The 21,337-nt window shown below is 66.4% G+C and carries 10 protein-coding genes; 3 read left to right on the top strand and 7 right to left on the bottom strand.

What is annotated here, in order from left to right:
• Positions 1-76: 76 nt before the first annotated feature.
• From GTZ97_RS01075 to GTZ97_RS01045, 7 genes are all read right to left on the bottom strand, one after another.
• Positions 77-988: a metal-dependent hydrolase gene (locus tag GTZ97_RS01075; protein WP_161648646.1), complete on the bottom strand. Its 912-nt coding sequence runs from the start codon at positions 986-988 to the stop codon at positions 77-79.
• A 102-nt stretch (positions 989-1,090) separates the two neighbouring features.
• The gene (locus tag GTZ97_RS01070; RefSeq protein WP_161648645.1) at positions 1,091-2,665 is read right to left on the bottom strand and encodes a GGDEF domain-containing protein; all 1,575 of its coding nucleotides are present in this window, start codon (positions 2,663-2,665) and stop codon (positions 1,091-1,093) included.
• A gap of 7 nt (positions 2,666-2,672) precedes the next feature.
• Positions 2,673-3,506, bottom strand: coding sequence for an efflux RND transporter periplasmic adaptor subunit (locus tag GTZ97_RS01065; RefSeq protein WP_161648644.1), 834 nt, complete (start codon positions 3,504-3,506; stop codon positions 2,673-2,675).
• Between the two features lie 119 nt (positions 3,507-3,625).
• Positions 3,626-12,820: a cadherin domain-containing protein gene (locus GTZ97_RS01060; protein ID WP_161648643.1), complete on the bottom strand. Its 9,195-nt coding sequence runs from the start codon at positions 12,818-12,820 to the stop codon at positions 3,626-3,628.
• A 3-nt stretch (positions 12,821-12,823) separates the two neighbouring features.
• The gene (locus GTZ97_RS01055) at positions 12,824-14,725 is read right to left on the bottom strand and encodes a preprotein translocase subunit SecA (protein WP_161648642.1); all 1,902 of its coding nucleotides are present in this window, start codon (positions 14,723-14,725) and stop codon (positions 12,824-12,826) included.
• A gap of 135 nt (positions 14,726-14,860) precedes the next feature.
• Positions 14,861-17,035: an efflux RND transporter periplasmic adaptor subunit gene (locus GTZ97_RS01050; protein WP_161648641.1), complete on the bottom strand. Its 2,175-nt coding sequence runs from the start codon at positions 17,033-17,035 to the stop codon at positions 14,861-14,863.
• A gap of 15 nt (positions 17,036-17,050) precedes the next feature.
• Positions 17,051-18,460 (bottom strand): efflux RND transporter periplasmic adaptor subunit, encoded by a 1,410-nt coding sequence (locus GTZ97_RS01045; RefSeq protein WP_161648640.1) that lies wholly within the window; start codon positions 18,458-18,460, stop codon positions 17,051-17,053.
• Between the two features lie 234 nt (positions 18,461-18,694).
• Here GTZ97_RS01045 and GTZ97_RS01040 point away from each other — a divergent pair, with 234 nt between their 5' ends.
• The 3 genes from GTZ97_RS01040 to GTZ97_RS01030 are packed head-to-tail and all read left to right on the top strand — an operon-like array spanning position 18,695 to position 21,257.
• Entirely contained in the window at positions 18,695-19,738 is a 1,044-nt protein-coding gene (locus GTZ97_RS01040) for a GGDEF domain-containing protein (RefSeq protein WP_161648639.1), read from the top strand.
• A 33-nt stretch (positions 19,739-19,771) separates the two neighbouring features.
• Complete coding sequence (locus GTZ97_RS01035) at positions 19,772-20,413, top strand: hypothetical protein (protein WP_161648638.1); 642 nt, start codon at positions 19,772-19,774, stop codon at positions 20,411-20,413.
• 10 nt (positions 20,414-20,423) lie between these two features.
• Positions 20,424-21,257: an SDR family oxidoreductase gene (locus GTZ97_RS01030; RefSeq protein ID WP_161648637.1), complete on the top strand. Its 834-nt coding sequence runs from the start codon at positions 20,424-20,426 to the stop codon at positions 21,255-21,257.
• Positions 21,258-21,337: the final 80 nt, after the last annotated feature.

Here is a 21,337-nt window from a genome sequence, read left to right as displayed (position 1 = left end):
AGACCGGCTCCGATCGCAGACCCGCGGTGCCCTCAGCGCCCCCTCAGCGCCCTTCAGCGCCGCCTTTCATGCGCCTTCAGCGCGCCCCCATCACCTCACGCGCATACACATCGCCGGCCGCCACCGCATCGCCCGTGCGATTGAACGCATCCAGCCAGGTCTGGTAGTGGCCCATCTCCTGATGCTGCCAGGGGTGGAACCCAGGCTTGAAGTAACTCAGGTAGTAACCCAACGCAGGCAGGAAAACGCCACCCGGCTTGTACAGCCACCAGGCGCCCTTGGCCAGCATCTTCATGCGCTGCCAGAAGCCAAAGCCGTCGTCCTTCAGCATGTGGTTGACCATGTACCAGTTGCCGATGGGGTACTCGATGCTGAAGTAGATCAGCCCTGCAATGCGGGTGAGGTAGCCCGCCTTGGCCACTTTGGTGAGCACGTCAAAGCACACGGCCTTGTGCTCGACCTCTTCGATCGAATGCCAGGTGTACATGGCCCGAATGCGATGATCGAAGCCGGCGATGATGTCGGGGCGCTCCATCAAGGTGGTGCACATCATCGCCGTCAGGTGTTCAGCCGCCGCCGTGTATGACAGGTTGAAAGCCCGCGACCAGCTGGACAGCTGCCACTTGAACTTGCGGTCGAGGAAGCGCTGCGTCCACGCCACGTTCAGCCCCTGCTTTTCGAGCATCTCGTTGAAGCGGGCGTGCACGATGCCGTGCTGGGCCTCCTGCCGGGTGAATTCCTTCACCTCCTGTCGCAGCTTGGGGTCGGTGATCTGGTCCCGGTAGGCGCGCACGGTGCTGATGAAATAGCGCTCACCAATCGGGAAGGTCAGCGACATGGCGTCAAAGAAGCGCGTCTTGTAAGGATCCCCGCCGTTCCAGAAACGGGGAATGCGCTCATCCAGCTGGAAATCCAGCTGCTCGCGCGCTTGCATGGGGCGTGTGCTGTGGCTCATGGCAACGGGCTCCAGTCGAATCAGGAGGCTCATTGCACACCGCCTTGCCATGACCTGGGCAGACAAGAGCGTGCTTCAGGCGCCAGATGCCGCGCATCTGAAGGCATCCGCTGTGCGGATCATGCCGGCATGCTCTCAGCCCACTGCGGTGGCTTCGGGTTCGGCCTGGGGTGCGTAACACACCCGGTTGCGCCCCGACTCCTTGGCGGCATACAGCCCGGCATCGGCCTGCTCGATGAGCTTGTCGAGCGACTCGACCGGCCGCTCGGGGAGCGTGCACACCCCGAAGCTGGAGGTGATGCGCAGCCCGGGAATGTTCTCGATCGCCGTGCCCGCCTCTGCTTCGATGCGGGCGCGCATGCGCTGGGCCACCAGCATGGCGTCTTCCAGGGTCGTGGCCGGCAGCAAGATGCAGAACTCTTCACCGCCATAGCGGCACAGCAGGTCATCGGCGCGCAGCGCGCTCTTGAGCACGCGCGCCACCTGCTGGATAACCTGGTCGCCCACGGCATGGCCGTAGGTGTCGTTGAAACTCTTGAACTTGTCGATGTCGGTCATGATGCAGGCCAGCGGCGTCGCGAAGCGCCGAGCCTGCCCGAAATGCCGTTCCGCCCTCGCGTAGAAGGCCCGGCGGTTGAGACAACCTGTCATCGGATCATGGTTGGCGAGCTGTTCCAGCTCCACGTTCTGGCGCTGGATCTGGACGTGGGAAGTTTCGAGTTCGCTCAGCGCCTGACGCAGGCGCGTGTTGGCGCGATCCAGGTCGGTCACGTCATCGAGCGTGACGAGGCAGCCGCGGGCGGTCCCGTGGCCATCGGTGATCGCGGCGCAGTTCATCAACACATGGCGGGCACCGCCCTCGGCGGGCAGGTCCAGACGCACGCCTAGCACGGGCTGGCCGGTGCGCATGGCCTCTAACCAGGGCGCGGGGCGGGCCGAGGCCGCCAGCGCATCACGGAGCCAGCCAAGCTCCGCGATCGGCCGCCCCATCCAACTGTCAGAAGCGGGGTAGAGCTGCTGGAACGCCGCGTTGACCAGCATGATGCGGTGCCGGTCATCGAGCACCAAGAGGCCTTCGGTCAGTGCATCAAAGGCCGCGCGCACGCGATCGGGGATCGCTTGCGACGGATCCAGGTGCTGCAACATGCGGCGCAAGTAGAAGTAGTACACCACAGCGCCCAGCCCCGCCACGCCCAGCAGCAAGGACATCAGCGGGCCCCCGAGCCAGCCACGCCAGCCCGTGACAGCATCTTCGCGATAGCGGATCTCCAGAGTGCCCCACAGCCCGGCCGGCGAGCGCAGCGGCACGTTGACCGCGTCCAGCGTTGACCGCAAGTCACCCCGCCGATGCCAGAGCGCAGCATGGGCTTGCGAGGCGGCGACCAGCTCGCCATCCGTCCGCCGCACACCCACCGATTCGATGTCGTCCGAGGTGCGTGCAAGATCCTCGAGCAGGCGCACCAGCAGTTGCTCACCCTGAGGCTGGGTCAGCAGTACGCGTACCTGTAGCGCAAGAGACAGGGCCTCGCGCTCACGCACGGCACGCAGGCGCTGCTGCTCGCTGGGGAAGATGCCCAGCATCAAGTCCAGCAACAGGATGAGGCTGAGCGTGAGCGACAGCATGCCCCAGGCCAGCCGCACGGTGGCAGATGGCTGCGGCAGATGGCGTCGCCATCGACGCCATCGTGCTTGCCAGCCGGTATCTGTCATGGGGTGCTCAGCGGATGGAGGCGGGACGATCGGTCACGCTGGCGGTCAACTCGACGCTGCAACGCAGCCCGGACGGGATGCTCAGTTGCGGGTTCGGTAGTGTCAGGCGCACGCGAAAGCTGTTGGATGCGGCATCCACCACGCGGTCCACCAGGGTGACCGTGGCGGACAGCGTGCCGAACTGCTTGAGCTGCGGTGTGACGCGCCCGGTCTGTCCCGGCTGGATGGTGCCAAACATGGCGGCCGGCGCGATGGCCTCGACGCGCAACGGATGGATGCGGGCAATCTTGACGACGGGTTCGCGCTCGATGCGCTCGCCCTGGGTGCGGTAGCGCTCGACGACGATGCCTTCAAAGGGCGCGCGGATGAGGCGCTGGCCCAGCTGAGCTGCCGACAGCTCAAACTCACGCTGCGCGACATCTCGGGCATCACGCGCCTGTTGGGCGCGCTGGTCGGCTACCCGCGCTTCAGCTTCAGCCTGCTCCAGGGCCTGCGGCGAGATGAAATTGGCCTTGACCAAGTCCTTGGCGCGGTCCAGCTTGCTGCGGGCCAACGAGGCCGCGGCCTCCGCTGCCTTGACCTCGGCGTCCGCGCGGGCTCTGGACTCTGCCACGGCCACCGAGGCGCGCTCGACACCCGAGCTGAGTCGGGCCAGCACCTGGCCCGCCTTGACAAAATCGCCGCGCTCCACGCGCATCTCTTCGATGACGCCCACAGACGCACTGCCCACATCGGCCACGCGATCCGGCTCAATCAGGCAATTCAACGGTTCGGCTGCCTGCGTCAGCGCCGGCACACTGGCCAACAACGCCCCCCAGACCATCCAACAAGATTTCAACATGCGCAACACCCCCGGCGCACCGACCATGCGCCCAGCTTGCCTGCATGTTCTAACGTTCTGACAACGCGCAATCGGTGAATAAGCGGCACCATTCGTCAGAAGTTCACGGCTGTCCACGCTCAACGCCGGCCATCGATGTCGGCGAACGCGCTGTCGCCGACGGGCGCAATGTCGAACAACGCCTCCGCGCGTTGCGCGAGCGCGTCATCCGCCTCGGGTACGCGCATGTCGTCGGCCTGCCGGCTCCGGCCGAGCACCGGCAAGGGGTCGATGCCGCGCCAGGCTGGCGCCGAAACTGCCATGCTGGCCAGCAGACCGCTGGTGCGCGCAGCCCACCAGACTGCACCAGCCGACAAAACCACGCCCCCCACCCGCATGGCCTGCACATCGACCGCGACATCGACGTCACCCGACTCGGGTGGCCAACGGCCGAGATCGCCAAGGTCGAATGCCGCGGGCACCGCGTCGGTCGCGGCAGTCGATGCGACGCCCTGTGCCGCTTGCGCCATGACCTGAACCAGCACCTCAACCGGCGACAATGCTGCACCCGCTGCCACCGTGGGACTCTGGGTGAACCACGACCACATCTGGGTGCTGTAGCGTACCGCCCCCACCGTCACGCCGCTCAAGGGCGGCGCCTGAGTGAGACCACGCGCGTCACCCCCCACGTCCCCTTCCAGAGGGGGGCTGACATTCAGCAAGCCCGGTACACCGCCGCCTGTCGGGCGCTCGGCCGCGGCAGAAGGCGCCTCGTCATTGCCATCCGCACTGCCCACCGTCGGAGGCATCGCAGCCGGCTCTACCGCCTGCACGGGGCCCAGCGTTGGCCGCTCGGGTAACGGCTCGGGCGAAGGTGTCGACACCACAGGTGCCACCGCTGCGGCCTCGACCCGCACGGACACCCATTGCACCTCGGAGGCCAGCGCACCATCGGACACCCGAACGGCAAACTGATCCATCCCCACGAAACCGGCACCCGGCGTGTACGTGACCGTACCCTCCGGCGTCAGCAGCACCGCGCCATGACTCGGCCCGTTGACCATTTCAACCTGCAGCGGCGCGCCCTCCGGGTCGCGCACCAGGGCCAAGGGCCCGCTGCTGGCCGGGAGCGTCACTGGCTGCCCGGCACGGGTGGTGAGCGTCGGGATCGTCCCCGTCCAGACAGGCTGCTCATCCTCATTGAGCACAGTGACCGCGATGCGCTGCGTGCTGGACAATATGCCGTCACTGACCGTCACCTCGACGTCATAGACGTTGTTGGCACCAGCATCCAGTGGCGCCTCGTAATCCGGCGCCACGACAAAACGCAGCTCACCCGTGGCGGCGTCGATCGCGAACCGGCCAGCATCGGCCCCGCCCGTGATGCTGTAGGTCAGGCCGCCGCTGGCGTCGGCGTCGGTTGCGGTCACGATGGTCACAGCCGTCGTGTTCTCGTTGATGGCCACCGCCGCATTCGCCCCACCGCCGTTGCTGGTGATCACCGGCGCGGTATCGTTGATGTCGGTCACGGTGACCGCAAAGGCCTGGACCACGCTGAAGCTGCCGTCGCTGGCGCTAACCTCAACTTCATAGACGTTGTCGCCATCCGCGTCGGTGGGCTGCTCCCGGTCTGGCGCCAGCACGAAGCGCAGCACCCCGGTGCCGGCATCCACGACGAAACGCGCCTGATCAGCTCCACCGATGATGCTGTACGTCAGCACGGCACCGATGTCGGCATCGCTGGCGGTGACCACCGTCACGTCTGTCATGCCTTCTGCCACCTCGATCGATACGGCGAGCGCACCGCCGTGACTGGTGATGACGGGTGTGTTGTCATTGACGTTGGCCACTGTGACGGCAATGACCTGGCTGGCGCTGAGCACGCCATCGCTGACTGTCACCACCACGTCATAAACATTGTCTGCGCCGGCGTCCTGCGGGCTCTCATGATCGGGCGCGGCGTTGAACCGAAGCGCGCCCGTGCTGGCGTTGATGCTGAAGCGTGCCGCATCGGCGCCACCCGTGACGCTGTAGCTCAGTGCGCCCAGTCCATCTGGATCCGTGGCCGTCACCGTGGTCACCGCCGTGGTGTTCTCATTGATCGCCACGGCCGCATTGGTACCACCGCCATTGCTCGTGATCACCGGTGCGTTGTCGTTGACGTTGTTGACCGTCACTGCAATGGCCTGCACATCGGTGAAGCTGCCATCGCTGACCGTCACCTCGACGTCGTAGACATTGTTGCCGCCCGCGTCCTGCGGCACCTCAAAGTCAGGCGCAGCAATGAAGCGCAGCACGCCTGTCGTCGCATGGATGCTGAACAGCGCCGCGTCCGCGCCGCCGCTGATGCTGTAGTTCAGTGCGCCCAGGCCATCCGCATCCGTGGCCGTCACCGTGGTCACCGCCGTGGTGTTCTCATTGATCGCCACAGCCGCATTGGCGCCACCGCCATTACTCGTGATCACGGGCGCGTTGTCGTTGAGGTTGAGCACGCGTACCGTGATGGCCTGGCTGTCGGTGTTGAGCCCATCGCTGACGCGCACGATGACATCGTACAGATTGTCGCCACCGATATCTGTGGGCGCTTCATGATCCGGCGCCACCACAAAACTCAGGACGCCGGTATTCGCATCGATGGTGAAACGGGCCGCGTCTACACCACCTGCAATGCTGTAGGTCAAAGTATCTGCCGGATCGACATCCACCGCCGTCACTGTTGTGACATACGTCGTGTGTTCGGCCACATCGACCTGGGCGGCGCCACCACCCCCATTGCTGGTGATCACTGGCGCGTCGCCGTTGACATCCAGCACCGTGATCGCCAGCGTCTGCTGCACGCTCAAGAGCCCGTCGCTGGCAGAGACGGTCACCAGGTAAACGTTGTCCAAGTCATCATCAAGCGGCACAGCGAAGTCAGGCGGCACGGCAAATCTCAACTGGCCCGTCACCGCGTCGATCGTGAACAGCGCGGCATCTGCCCCGCCCGCGATGCTGTAACTCAGCACGCTGCCCGCATCCGCATCGGTTGCCATGACAGTCGTGACATCCACCTCACCTTCATTGACCGACACGGCTCCGATTGCGCCGCCGCCGTTGCTGGTGATCACCGGCGCGTTGTCGTTGACGTTGTTGACCGTCACCGCAATGGCCTGCACATCGGTGAGGCTGCCATCGCTGACCGTCACCTCGACGTCATAGACGTTGTTGCTGCCCGCATCGGTAGGCGCCTCGCGATCCGGCGCCACGATGAAGCGCAGCACGCCAGTCGCCGCATCGATGCTGAAGCGTGCCGCATCGGCGCCACCCGTGATGCTGTAGCTCAGTGCGCCCAGTCCATCTGCATCCGTGGCCGTCACCGTGGTCACCGCCGTGGTGTTCTCATTGATCGCCACAGCCGCATTGGTGCCACCGCCGTTGCTCGTGATCACCGGTGCGTTGTCGTTGACATTGAGCACCGTCACTGACACGGCCTGCGTATCGGTGTCCTGACCGTCGCCGACCGAGACGATCACTTCATAGACGTTGTCACCGTTGGCATCAGTTGGCGTCTCGAAATCCGGCGCAACGGCAAAGTGCAGCGAACCGGTGACCGCATCGATGGTGAAGCGCGCCGCATCGGCGCCACCGGCGATGGCATAGACCAGGGGGGCAGCCGTGTCCACGTCAGTGGCTGTCACCATGGTCACTGCAGTGGTGTTCTCATTGATGCTGATGGCGGCCGCAGCCCCACCACCGTTGCTGGTGATGACGGGAGGATCGTTGACGGCCTGTACCGCCACGGTGACGGTCTGTGGCGCGCTTGCCTGCCCTTGCTCAGAGGTCAGGCCCACACGCACCTGCCGGTCCTGTGTAGATGGGGCTGCCTGGTTGCTGTTGGCATAGGTCAGGCTGCGCACCAGCGCAGTCACAGCCAGGTCGGTGGCTGAACCATTGAGTAACACCACCAGCGGCACACCGGCGCTACCGCCCGAGACCGTACCAATCGCCACCCCGCCATACCGCACCTCGCTACCGACCACAGCAATCTGGCCTGCAGCCTGGCCGACGCTCTCGATGCCCAGCACATCCTCTGCCGCCTGCCCCCCCGCGATGATCTCGACCGTGAGCGCGGCCCCGTCATACCAGTCGGCCGATTCAGTGGCAACAGTGGCATTGCCGCCTGCATCCAGCTTGATCGGCGCGCTACCCTCGACAAAGGCACGGGCATCGCCGTCCAGGTTGGCGATCACGGCCGCCTGTCGGTACCAGACAAAGGTGAAGTTCTCGCGGTACGTGAACCCGGTGGACGAATCCATGGTGCTCACGGCACCCCAACTGCCTCCTCCCCATAACGACGTGTGCAGATCAGCACCGTTGTCCTGCACGACGAGCATGATCTCGTTCGAGTAGGGGTCGGCGTACAGCTTGACCACGTACGGGATGTCGGTGCCGCCCATGCTGGGCCCGGTCTGCTCGGCCGACCAGCCTGTTGCCGCAGACCAGGTGCGGAAGAAGACATTCGGGCCTGCGGACTTGCCATAGGCCGCCAGCAACTCGCCTGACTGGCTCTCGAAAGCCAGCGCCATGGTGGGGTGGTGGTCTGTCAGCGTGACGCCCGATGTGGTCGCCACCAGCCCCGCGTCCCACACGCTGCCGTCCCACACATGCAGCCAGAGCTGGTTGGCGGCGTTCTTGGCCGCCAGTGCCAGCCGGTCACTGCCCGGATCGCAGACCAGCACCACCGTGTGCAACTCAGATGTGGCTGTGATTCCGGCTGGCGCTGCCACCGTGGCCTGAGCGCTCCAGCTGCTGCCGTCCCACAGCCTGTACTGAAACTCCGACGCGTTCGCGGCCGAAGCGTCATACACCACCATGGCATGACCACTGCGCTGCTCGTACACCACGCCGAGCTCGAAGTACTGCTTGCTGCTGTTGGTTCCCAGCGTCTGGGCCTGTCCCCAACTGCTGCCGTTCCACACCAGCGCGTACTGGTTGTTCGATGCAGCCGAAGTCTCCACCGCCAGCACCATCTCCGAGCGAGTGGGATGGGCCGCCAGCTTCATGTGGACCGGCTCGCCACTCACGGGCGCCGTGATGGTCTGAATGGCTGACCAGGTGCTGCCATTCCAGACGGCATACGACAGACCCGCCGTTCCGCTGGTGCCGTTGCTCCAGACCAGCACCGCGTTGCCCGTGGCGTTGTCATACGCCACTGCAAAGCTCTCATACTGCGAGGCCACATCGCTGGGGTCGGCCAGCGGGATGGTCAGCACCGAAGACCAGCTGCTGCCGTTCCAGATGCCCGCCAAGATCTTGCCCGACACGTCGGCCGCACCAATGAACAGGATCTCGCGTCGCGTAGGCGCCTCAGCGGCCACAATCATGGAGATGTCGTCGCCAAAACTGAGCCCGTTGACCCCGGTGCCGCCAAAGGCGCTGCCCATCCAGTCGGCATAAAACTGGAAGAACTGGTCGTTGTTGTTCCAGATGAGCTTGCCACGCGGCGCCTGCGCCGGTGCCACCGCCTGAACGGCCAGCGCAAACTCCGAGGCGCCCACGAAGCCCGTCTCGACGTTGCTGACCGCCGTGATCCAGTCGCCCACGTTGACGCCGGCCACGTCGATCGAAAAGCTGGCGTCGCCGGTGCTGGCATCGGTGGTGAGTTGCACCGCGCCCAGATAAGTCCGGCCTTCACCATGGCCAGAACCATCCGGTGTGGGGCTGGCAAAGAACTCGAGGTACAGCGTCGCGCCGTGGTAATACTCGACAGAGCCGAGGATGCGGGTCACGCCACCGCTGGTCACCACCGAGGTGATCACCGGGAAGTTGTTTCGGTAGTTGGCCCCGCCATCGCCATCCCCGAAGTCGTTGAACGTGACGCCGTTGTTGTCCAGGTCGATGCCCAGTCCCGCGTTGCTGTGGATGCTGTTGCGGTAGAACAGGTTGCTGTGGCCTGAGTTGACGACGATGCCTGCGCCCCCGTTGTTGGCGATCACGTTGCCTTCGCCATCGCTCTTGCCACCGATCACGCTGTTGCTGGCCGCGATGTAGACACCGGCGCCACCATTACCAGCCGGTGTGGTGCCGTCTGCCGCGACACCGATGTAGTTGCCACGCACCACATGCCCGGCGGCCGGGCTGCTGTGGATGGCCACGCCGTGCGAGCTGTTGCCCGAGATGAGGTTGCGCGCGCCCGCTGTGCTGCCCCCGACTGTCGTTACCACGCTGCTGGTGAGGTAGATGCCCACGCCTGTGTTGCCCAGCGCCGAGGTACCCGCTGCGTTGAGGCCGACGATGTTGCCCTGCAGCGTGACAGCGGCCGAGCCGCCCACGTAGATGCCGCCACCATTGTTGCCCGACACCAAGTTGCCGGCGCCGGCTACTGTGCCGCCAATCAGCACCGTACCGCCATCATCGACATAGATACCGTAGCCGGCGTTGCCCAGATCGAGCGAGCCGGTCGCATCAGTGCCGACGCGGTTACCCTGGATGGTCACATTGCCAGTCGTGGTGGCCCACACACCATGGCTGGAAAAGCCGGATATCACATTGCCAGCCCCGGCCGCCGTGCCACCGATCGTGATCTGGCTCGACGAGGTTTCGATCATGATGCCGTAGCTGCCGTTCGTGCTGGTGAACGCCGTCGAGCCGGCCGCATCGGTGCCGATGTAGTTGCCCAGGATGGTGGTGCCGTTGGCGCCGCTCAGCAAGTAGATGTTGTAGGCCGAGACGTTGCCCGAGATCACGTTGCGGTCGTCTGCCGCAGTGCCGCCGATCGTCACATTGGCGCCGTAGGACTGGATGCCCGACCCGATGTTGCGCTCGCCCAGACCGGCATTGCTGCCATCGGCGTGAAAGCTGCCGATGTAGTTGCCCACAATGGTGTGGTTGTCTGATCCGGACTGGATGTGGATGCCATCGCCACCGAAGTCGCGGATCACGAAGCCCCGGATGGTGCTGCCATCTGCGGTGCCGGTCAGCGTGAAGCCATTGCCCGCCCCGCCCTCGCCGTCCAGCACGATGCGCGGCTGGCCCGTGTAGCCCGGCTGAGAGGCGGCATTGATATAGACCGCATCGGTGATGCTGGGCAGCGTGCTGGTTGGCAGAATCGTGTACTCGCCATACACGCCGGTTGCGCCGGTGAGGTTGAACGTGATCACGTCCAGGCCAGGCGTGTTGTTGGCCGCGATGATGGCCTCCCGCAGCGACACTTTGCCATCTGTTCCCTTGCTCGCATTCAGCTGCTCGATGGTGAAGCTGCTGCCCAGCCCACTGTCGTTGGTGTCGGCCGTGGTGTCCACGACCAGCACGTTGGAGACATCGGTGACGGTCACGTAGAGGGTCTGGAAGGCAAACAGGCTGCCATCGCTGGCACGCACCGTCACTTCATACACGTTGTCCGCATTGCTGTCGGTCGGGTTCTCGAAATCCGGGGCCGTGGTGAAATTGAGTACGCCACCTGCGGTGATGGAGAAGCGTGCCGCATCGGCGCCCCCGCTGATGCTGTAGGTGATCGCGGTGCCCTCAGGGTCGCTCGCGGTGACCGTTGTGACCAGCGTGCGGGTCTCCTGAACCGACACGGCCGCAGTAGCCCCGCCACCATTGCTGGTGATGACGGGCGCATCGTTGACCCGTGTGACGGTGAGGCTGGATGTCGCAGACGCGGTCTGGCCGTATGCGTCAGTGACCGTCACGCTGATGGAACGGGTGGTGGTCGCAGGGTTGTCAGAGGCGTTGTCATACCGAATCGAGCGAAGCACTTCCTGGTACTGCGCAGCGGTCGCGCTCCCCGAGAGACTCAGCACGCCGGTTGCGCTGTTGTAAGCGCCCGTGATGGGAGTGGTGCCGGCCTCAAAACTCAGGGATTCCAACACGCCGTCTGGTCGGTTGGTCAGTGCCACCGTCATGCCTGTCAAGGTGCCTGAGCCCGCGGAGATGGTGGCATCGTTGACATCCGCAATGGGCTCTGGAAATCCCTCGACGTAGGCGCCGTTGTAGTTGGAGCCAACTGCCCCCGAGCTGTTGTTGGCGTCCAGATCGAGCGATGGCGGGGCAGGTGCTGTGAAAGTGACTTCGAGACGGGGGCGTTGCGCGATGGTAGCCGCCTCTGACGAGGCAAAGCCGACACGCGACGAGTAATCATCGTTGAAGATGTACCAGCCGTGGTTGGTGGATGGGTCGTTCACCCAACCTTGTACGGTGGCGACCAGCGCGGCGGTGCTGCCCACCGTATAGGTCTTGTTTCCGCTTTCCGCCAGCGTCACGTCTGCGATCAGCCTGGCCTCGATGCCGTCCACACCGCTGCCCATGGAGTTCCAGGTGGAAGTGTCCGACCAACTGGTCAACATGCGGTAGATGCTGAAAGTGGGGTTGGTAAACGTCGATTGGTTGGTGATCGTCAGCACCAGCTTGACGTCCGTGATAGTGGCCCCGAGCGGAATCTGTGACGCGCTTCCACCGACGATGTCGTTGAACTTGAACAGGATCTGAAAGGCGTCGTAGGTGCCCGATCGTCCGGCATAGATGACGGTGTCCGCGCTGTTGTTGTTGTTCGGGCCCAATTGCTCAAGGCCGGTATCCTCTGTTCCGGTGTAGCCGTTCTCGCCGTCTCGAAACGTCACCGTCGGCAGCACCTGCTGCCAACTGACCTGGAAGTCCAGCCCCACCGCCAGTGCCGTGTCCACGTTGCCGATGCGGTGTTCCAGATCCCAGTCCCCTCCCAGCGAGGCTGCACCCGTACGGTCCACCGATGCGGCCACGTCTGCGCCCGTCAGCATGGCCAGGTCACCCAGCAGCGCGCGGCCCGTGGCGTCAGCGGCCAGATCACAGCCATAAAGCAGCAGATCGGCCTCTGCATGCAGGGCCCTTGCCCAGCCCGCCACATCGCCCGCGTGGGCCAGCAAGGTGGTGCTGTCCAGCCGGTCCGAGCCCAGCGCCAGGCCCTGCGCATCGCCATGGCTGATGATGTGCACCGCGGTCAGCCCTTCACGGCTGGCGAGCAGGTCGGTGATCTGTGCCAGACCACTGCGATCGGCTGTGAGCACCACCACCTCGATGGCCCGCCCGCTGCGCGCGGCTTCGGCCTCAATGGCCGTGCGCCACTGGTCGGCGTTGTCCACCCGCCAATCCAGGATAACCAGTTCCCGCGTCGTGGTCTGCTGGCTGACCATCCCTTGCTGCTGGCTGGTCTGCGCGGATTGCTCCCAGCCGCTGGCCGCCGCAACGGGCGGCAGGCCGGGCACAGCGTGCTGGCCTGCCGTGGCCAATGGAACCAGCCCGTCCAGATCGGCCGAGAACAGCAGCCGGCTCTCAAGTTCTTCGACCAGCGGCCCGGCGGGGTGAGGTACACGGCGCATGGTTCAGCGGTCCCAAGGGTGATAAGTGGCCCACGCCAGCTGCGCGGCCTGGCGGCGCTCGGCCAACAACATGCGCCAGCGCAGCGCCTGGCCTCGGCGAGACGCCCGACGCTGACGCCAGGTTAGCCACCCGTTGAGCAGCGCGGGCATCACACGGGCCAGCCCGAGCAGCGGACCGCGCCAGCCAGGCGCCACACCCACCACCGGATCGGCGAGCGACAACCACCGTTCATGGGCGCCTTGCTGGCCCTTGCGGCCTGCGCGGCCCGCGAGCTGCCGCTCGGTTCGCCGCGCTGCATGCAGCCCGATGGACACGACCTGCAGACCGCCTTGGCGGGCCAGTGCATCGTCGACAGGGATGTCCGTTCCACGGCCGGCCATCTGCGTGGCCACCGTGACCACACCCGGCCCACCCGCTGCCGACACGATGGCCGCCTCGTCGGCATCCTGGCTCGCGTTGAGCACCACGTGGCGTACGCCGCAGGCCGTCAAGGCCTGCGACACAGTGTGGGATTCGGCGACCGAGCGCGTCCCCACCAGTACGGGCAGCCCGCTGGCCTGCAGCGCCCGCACCCGCGCCGCCACGGCGGCCATCAGCGCCGCATCCGAGCGGCACACACGCGTGCCGCGGTCCACACGCTGGCTGGGCAGGTGTGAGGCCACGCGCACAACCGGCAGGCCATACACGGCCATCAGCTCGCGCCGCGCCTCCCAGACCGTGCCGCTCTGGCCGCATAGCCGCAGGTAGCGCGGAAACAGCTGCTGGTAACTCAACTGCTGCAGCGTCTGAGTAGGAGGCGTCGGCTTGAGCCCTTCCTTGATCGCCAGCAGTTGGTGGATGCCCCGCGACCAGCTCCGCCCCTGAGCACGCCGACCCGTGTGGCTGTCGACGATCTGGATCTCGTCGTCATGCACGACGTAGTGCACATCGCGCTCGAAGCTGTACAACGCGGCCAGCGCCGTGGTGACCATCTCCTCGCGCAGGCGGCGAAGCCGCCAGTCGGGCCCCAGATGGGTGGCCCGTGCTGCCAGCCAGTCACGCGCGGCATCGCTCAGGTGCCACTGTCCGGGAGCCCGCTCGATCGCCTGCTCGCCGCGGATCAGCTGACGCGCCAGAAACAAGGCCACGCGGTGACGCTGCACCTGGTCATCGAGCACCGGAGCCGACAAGATCATCGGCATCGTGGCCTCATCGACGAGCACGCTGTCGGCCTCGTCCAGCACCGCCATGCACAAGCCCCGCAGCACCGGCGCGGTCACCTCAGACGTGCAACCGCTGCGCTGGGCCGTGCTCTGCATGGCCAGGCGATCACGCAGATGATCGAAAGCCAATTCGCGGGCACTCGCGTACGCCACATCACATTGGTAGACCCGTCGGCGCCGCGCCGCGTCATCCTGCGGCTCAATGGCAGCCACGCTCAGGCCCAGCATCCGGTACACGGATGCCCAGGCTGCGGCATCGCGCGCGGCCAGGTAGTCATTCGATGACAGCACATGCACGGGTACACCCGCCAGCGCGGCCACCGCTGCCGTGAGCACGGCCACCACCGTCTTGCCCTCGCCCGTGGCCAGCTCAATCACGGCGTTGGCCAGCATGGCCTGCGCGGCGTGAAGCTGCGTGTCTCGCACAGCCAGGCCAGCGCTCCGCCGGATTGCCTCGCTCGTCGCTGCCAGGGCCGCGGCCACGCCCCCCCCCTGCAGCCCCTGTGCAAGAAGCTGCACACGGACCCGCTGGACCTGAAGCGCGAAGGCCTCTTCATTCAGATCCGCCCAGCCTGCTTGCAGCCCACGGATGCGCTGCACCACGGCGTCGCGAGCTTGCCGTCCCGGCGGCCGGACATGATGGCGGCACTGCTGCCACCAGGCGCGCAGCGGATTGGGCTGCTCGGCCGGCAGCGACAGCATGGGATAGCCCCCCCAGACCGGCCCGGGGCGCGGCGCCCATCCCGGCCTGCGCCAAACCAGGCCCGCCGCATCTGGGCCGGCCGATGGCACCTGATCAAAAGCGGATGCGAACAGCGATGCCGGCATGTGCTCTCCTCAGCCCGCCTGCACGAACTGCCGCAGCAGCAACTGCCGCAGGCGGAAGGTGAGTTGCGACACCAGTGTCTGCGGCGGCAAGTCGAGCCTCACCTGCACCCGTCCCCCGACCCGGGTGGCGGCGCGGTCGGGTACCTGTAGCTCCAAAGCGAAAACCGGGCGCAGCGGGCGCAAGCCATCCGCATCCTGCGGATCCGTCGGCACATGACCGCCTGCGCTTGCCCCGAGCGACCGGGTGGGCAGACGGTCCAGCGCGGCAGGGACCTGCCGGACCAGCTCGGCGCGATGCACCCGTCCGTCGTCCGCGAACAGCACGCTCATGGACACGGTCGAGCCGGCGGCCAGCGCCTCGCGCCACAGACCGGCATCGTCTTCCGGAATCACAGCAAGCACCCGGCTGCCTCCCTCCGGCAACACATGGGCCAGCACCTCCCCCTGCGGTACGTCCCTGTGCAGTCCATCCTCCGCGGCCGGCAGCACAAAGACGCCGGCGGTGGCCGCGCGCACCGTCAACCCCGCCAAGCGCCTGTCGAGGTCGTCCAGCGTGGCCTGATCCCGACGCAGCGCCTGCTCGGCCTGCTCCACGCGTACAGGATCCGTGCCCCACATGGCGCTGCGCTCAGCCTCGGTGGCGCTCATCCGCGCGGCCACCACGGCGCGCTCGGACAGCAACTCTTCCGACACCAGCTGAAGCAGCGGGGTGCCAGCCTGTACTCGTGCACCATCGCTGGCCAACACCCTGTCCACCCGGCTGGCATGGGGGGCACGCAGCACGGCTGCATCCGGCAGCCAGGCCACGCCTTGCGTGTTGAGCGTCGGCGTCCAGGGCCACAGGAGCACGGCGCCGATGGCCGCGGCGACAGTACCCACCAGCATCCAGCGCACCTGCTCGCGCGCCTCGCCCAACGCGGGCGCCTCGGCAAGCTCCGCCACCCAGCGCCACACGGGCGTCAGAAGCAGACTCCACACCATCCAGACCCCCGCCGCCCAGGCCAACCATGGCGACCAGTTGCCTACCCACTGCACCACAAACCATCCCACCAGCACGCGCCACCACCAAGACGCGGGCGCATACAGCCACAAGGCGAGCTGCTCGAACCGGTCACCAGCGAGGTCGGGACGGGTCAGATCAGGGCGGCGCAGCAGACGCGCCACGAGGTGCTGCAACTGCAGCCGCCAGTGACGCGCGCTGCGCGTGCCCAGGTTGGGCAGATCGAGCACGTCGCACACCAAGTGATACCCGTCATACCGCATCAGCGGGTTGCCGTTGAACAGCACAGTCGAAACGCCGCCCAGCACCATGAGCACCAACGCCAGATCGCGCGCGAGACCCGGCGAAACCCACACCCATACCCACACCGCGGCGGCTGCACAGGCAAGTTCGACGGCCATGCCCGCCGCGACGATGACCGCGCGTTGCCAACGATTCGTCAGACGCAACGAATCGGTGGCATCCACATGGGGCAACGGCAACAGCAACAGAAAACTCAAGCCGACTTCGCGGGTGGTGCACCCGTACCGCCGCAGGGCCAGCGCGTGGCCGGCCTCGTGCAAGGCCTTGAGCACGGGGTACATCAGCCACATCCACAGAAGGGCATGCGGTTGGGTAAGCGTCTGACGCGCATGTGACAGGAGATCCGGCAGATGCCACCACGCCGCCACAAGGGCCGACACCACCAGCATCAGCCACACCGCGCCCGTGGCAGCGTGAAACAGCACACGCGCCAGCGGATCCCCCCGCGGCAGCCAGCCCGAGGGATCAAATAGCTTCACACGGAAAGCCAGGGGATGCACCCGCGCACGCTGCTCGGCCTGCTCACGTTGACTGCCACGCGCGGCCAAACGATGGAGATCGGGTTGCTGGTCTGCCTGCAGCAGATCGCCGTCGGCCAGCTGCCCGAGGATCCCGAGGACCTCGTCCTGCGTCGGCGCTTCATCGCCTTGCTGATCCAGCAGGCTGCGCCAGATGGCATCCACGCTCAGTTCGCCATCGAGTCGCCCCACGACCTCGAACGCCCGCGCATGCACGCGGTGGAAGCGCCCGGTCGCGACGTTGTGCAGAACGTACCACTGCTGCCCGCGCGAAGGCTGTCGATGCACCGTCACCTGCGGCCGCAGCCGGGGCCGCAGGCCTGCCACGCGAAACCACTGAGGAGACAGGAGGCTGGCTTCCATGCTTGTCCCTGCGGCTCACCACCAGGACCACGTCAGCCAGCGCAAGCCACGCCCCGCCTCGCTCAGCCACCGCACCAGCAAAGGCTGCTGCGCAAGCTCGATCTGAGCCACGCCCTGCATGCCGGGGCGCCAACCCGCGGGCGGCGCGCCAACAGGTTCGGCCAGCACCTCGAAACGTTGCTGTCCATCTACCGATTTGGCCAGCGGCGTGATCCGCATCACACGCAAATCGATCGGTGCCGTTGGCAACGCTGTCAGCAACACACGTGCAGGCTGTCCTGGCTGCACGAGGGCGATGCGTCGCTCATCCACATCCAGCACCAGACGCCAACCGCTGAGCGGGGCCACGGTCAGCAACAACTCACTGCGCTGCACAGGCGAGCCCACCTTCTGCGCCAGATCGCCTGCGATCACCACCCCATCGAACGGGGCGATCACTTTGGTGCGCGCCAGCTGCTGCTGGGCGCGCTCCAGCTGCGCACGCGCCTCGGCCGCCCGAGACTGGGCCATGGCGGCTTGCGCCCGTTCGCCGCGGGTGAAGGCATCAATGAACGCATTCTCATGCTGCGTCAGTTCCGCCTGATACCCTCGCACCTGCAGGCGCAGGTCATCATCGGCCAGTTGCGCGAGCACCTGTCCCCCACGGACGCTGTCGCCTGGGCGAACCATCACCTGCTGCAAAAAGCCGTCGACCGGTGCGGTCAGTGCGCGCTGCTGCGCGCCCTCTACCCGAGCCGCCACATCCAGCCGATGCGGCAGCGGCACCACCGCCGCCAGCGCAATCGCCACCACGGCCCCGGCCGCACCAAACTGCCACATGCGGCGCCCGACACTGCCCTCGCGCACCCAGCGCATGCGCAGATCACGGCGCACGCGCGCCCAACCGCCCAGGCTGGCCTCATGCCGCAGCTTGAGCACCGGCGCCACCGCCTCGGCCATCGCCTCCAGAGCGATGATCTCGGCCGCGGTGAACCGACCGAGCTCCCGCTCGCAGGTGATGGCGCCCAACACCTCACCCTGCCGCGCAACGGGCACGGTGATGACGCCGATCACTCCCTCGCGGCGCATCAGCGCGCGATGGGCAAGCGTGATCCTCACGGCGCCGTCAGCCACCCGAGGCACGCAGATTGTCTGGGCCTGCACCACGGCCTCCTGCATCGCCTCCTCGACGCCGCCCAGCACGGCGCCGCGACCCAACTGGGCGCCGTGCGACAGGCCCTGCACTCGCAGGCTCGCGCCGCGGCCCCAGCCAACGGCCACGCGACGGCAAGCCAGCGTCTGCGCGACCTCGGTGGCCAATGCAGCCAACGCCGCTGGCGTGTCCGACTCGCGCAGCACGGCCTGCAGGCTCCGCCAGGACAGGCGGGCCAAGTCAGCCTCCTCGGCGGGCGGCAGCGTGGATGGAGAAACCTCTTGCTGGAGCATGGATCGGCATCGACCTCGCCCGACAAAGGCGCAGCCGGTCATCGGTTGACCATGCTCTCATGCTAGGGAAACGCGCGCCGTTTGACGCTCCGAAACAGCAGGCAATGGCCGTGCTGTTCTTCACGGCAACGCCAAGGGATTACCCGGGTCTTTGACCGCAAACGCCACGTCACCTGCGCGGTATGCTCGCATCGACACACCGACACCAACGGCGTCGGCAGACAAGGAGGTTGCATGTCAGAGCAGTCCGTCGCATCTGGTGCGTTTGCGCGCTTGTTGCTCAGTGGGGCATTGCTGGGCGGCGTGGTTCACATTGCCTTTGCGTTGCTGTTCTATCAAGGCGGTGCCATCACCATGGCCTGGGTGAACGTGGGCAGCGTGCTGGTCTACGTGGTTGCAGGCCGCATGCTCGCGGCGGGTCATGTGGGGTGGGCGCTGGCCACCATGGCCATCGAGATCGTCGCTCACGCCGTGCTGGCCGTGCGCATGGTGGGCTGGGACAGCGGCTTTCATTTCTACCTGCTGATCACCATCCCCGTGCTGCTGGCCAGCGGCATCATGCGCTGGCCCGCCAAGATCGGTTCGGCCACGCTGATCGCCAGCATCTACGTCGCGATGGACTGGTACTGGCGCCGCGCCATGCCGCTGCACCCGCTGGATGCAGACACCCTGAGGCACCTCCACCAGTTCAACCTCGTCTCGACCATCACCGTGCTGGGCGGTCTCACGGTGGTGTATGTGCAGCTCATCCGCGATGCCGAGAAGCGCCTGCACCGGATGGCCACCACCGACCACCTGACCGGCCTGATGAACCGCCGCAGCCTGGTCGACGCGCTGGAGCGCGAACAGGCGCGCCGCCTGCGCAAGCCGCACCCCATGACAGTGATTCTGGTCGACATTGACCACTTCAAGCAGCTCAACGACACCTACGGCCATGCCGTAGGCGACTGGGCCTTGCAGGCCGTGGCCGGCGTGCTCAAGAAAGGCGTGCGCGAGATGGACTTCGTGGCCCGCTGGGGTGGGGAAGAGTTTCTGATCGTGCTGCCGTTTGCGGACGGCACACAGGCCAACCCGGTGGCCGAGCGGCTGCGCGAAACCATCCGCACCATCGAGCACCCCGGCCGACTGCCATTGCAACTCGGTGCGACACTGGGGGTGGCCGAAGTCGGTACCGAAGAGGACGTCGAGCAGGCCATCCAGCGCGCCGACGCAGCGCTCTACCAGGGCAAGCATCAAGGTCGCAACCGCGTGGTGATCGCCGAGGCGGCGCTGGTCTGATTACCCCGCCATCCCACCACACCCAGAGAGAACATGATCCGCATTCACACGACGCTGTGGCGCGCAACGCCCCTCGCCCTGGCGCTGCTGCTCGGGGCCTGCGCCTCCAAACCCGTGGCCACCACCGATGCCGAAGGCCGCGTGACCAACCAGGAGCCGGCCGTCACGGAACGCGTGGGGCAGGCCGTGATCACCCCGCTGGGGGACCTCAACGTCGTACGCAGCGAGATCCCCGAGATTCTTCAGGAGGCCGTGAAGCTGGGCGCCTACCACCCACCAGCCGAGCGCAGTTGCGTGCACATCGGTGAACAGATCGTGCTGCTGAATGCAGCATTGGGTTCGGATCTGGATGCGCCCAAGGGCGGCGATGTGGGCAGCCTGCTGGACCGCGGCACCGACATGGCCGAAGACGCAGGCATCTCGGCGGTGCAACGCACCGTCGAGGGCGTCGTGCCCTTCCGCAGTTGGGTGCGCAAGCTCAGCGGCGCTGAACGCCACTCGCGCCGTGTGCGCACGGCCATCGTGACTGGCGGCATCCGCCGCGCTTACCTCAAGGGTGTGGGCATGCAACTGGGCTGCCAGCCACCCGCAGCGCCCCTGGCTCGCACGGAGCCGGCCGAGGCCAAGGGCAAACCGTCGCTGGTCGACCGCGTGCTGGCCCGAGACGAACCCTGAGGAGGTTGCCGTGACATCGCCACGTGACACCGTCTTGATCACCGGCTGCGGCTCTGGCATCGGGCAGGCACTCGCCCGCGCCTGCCACCAGCGCGGTCTGACCGTCTGCGCCACGGCGCGACGCCTGGACACCCTCGCCCCACTGGCCGCCGAAGGGATGCTGACACGTCAGCTCGACGTGACCGACGAAGCCGCCATCGGGCCACTGCTGGCCGAGTTGCAGCAGGCCGGGCACACCGTGGGCATGTTGATCAACAACGCGGGTTACGGTGCCATGGGCCCCATGCTCGACGTGACCACAGCCGAGTGGCACCGCCAGTTCGACGTCAACCTGTTTGCTCCCATGGCGGTGGCCCGCGCCGTGCTGCCCGGCATGATCGCCCGGCGCCGCGGAACGATCGTGAACATCAGCAGCGTCTCGGGCGTGCTGACCACGCCGTTTGCCGGCCCCTATTGCGCCAGCAAGGCGGCGTTCAATGCTGCATCGGATGCGCTGCGCATGGAACTCGCCCCGCTGGGCGTGCGCGTGGTCACCGTGCAGCCAGGCGGCATCCAGTCGGCCTTCGGCAGCAATGCCAGCAACGCGGTCAGCCTGGCGCCTGACTCGCCTTATCAAGCCATCAAGGCCAGCGTGCTGGCACGCGCCAACGAGAGCCAGAACCAGGCCACACCGGCCGACACTTTCGCCCGCCAGCTGGTCGAGCAACTGATGCGCGCAGATTGCCCACCCATCGTGCGCCTGGGCGAAAAGAGCACGCTGCTGCCGGCGCTCAAGCAGTGGCTGCCCACCCGGCTGCTGGACCGGGTGTTGAGCAAGAAGTTTGGATTGACGAAGCTCGGCTGACACCGGCTGGACGACAAGCAAAAAGGCCGGCGTCTGCCGGCCTTTCGCTAGAGCAGGCAGCAAGCGCGGCTTGCCACCCA

This window comes from Aquabacterium fontiphilum, from assembly GCF_009909205.1.
Classification (GTDB): Bacteria; Pseudomonadota; Gammaproteobacteria; order Burkholderiales; family Burkholderiaceae_C; genus Aquabacterium; species Aquabacterium fontiphilum.
Note: the sequence above shows the minus strand (reverse complement) of the source record. Positions and strands in the feature narration are given on the sequence as shown.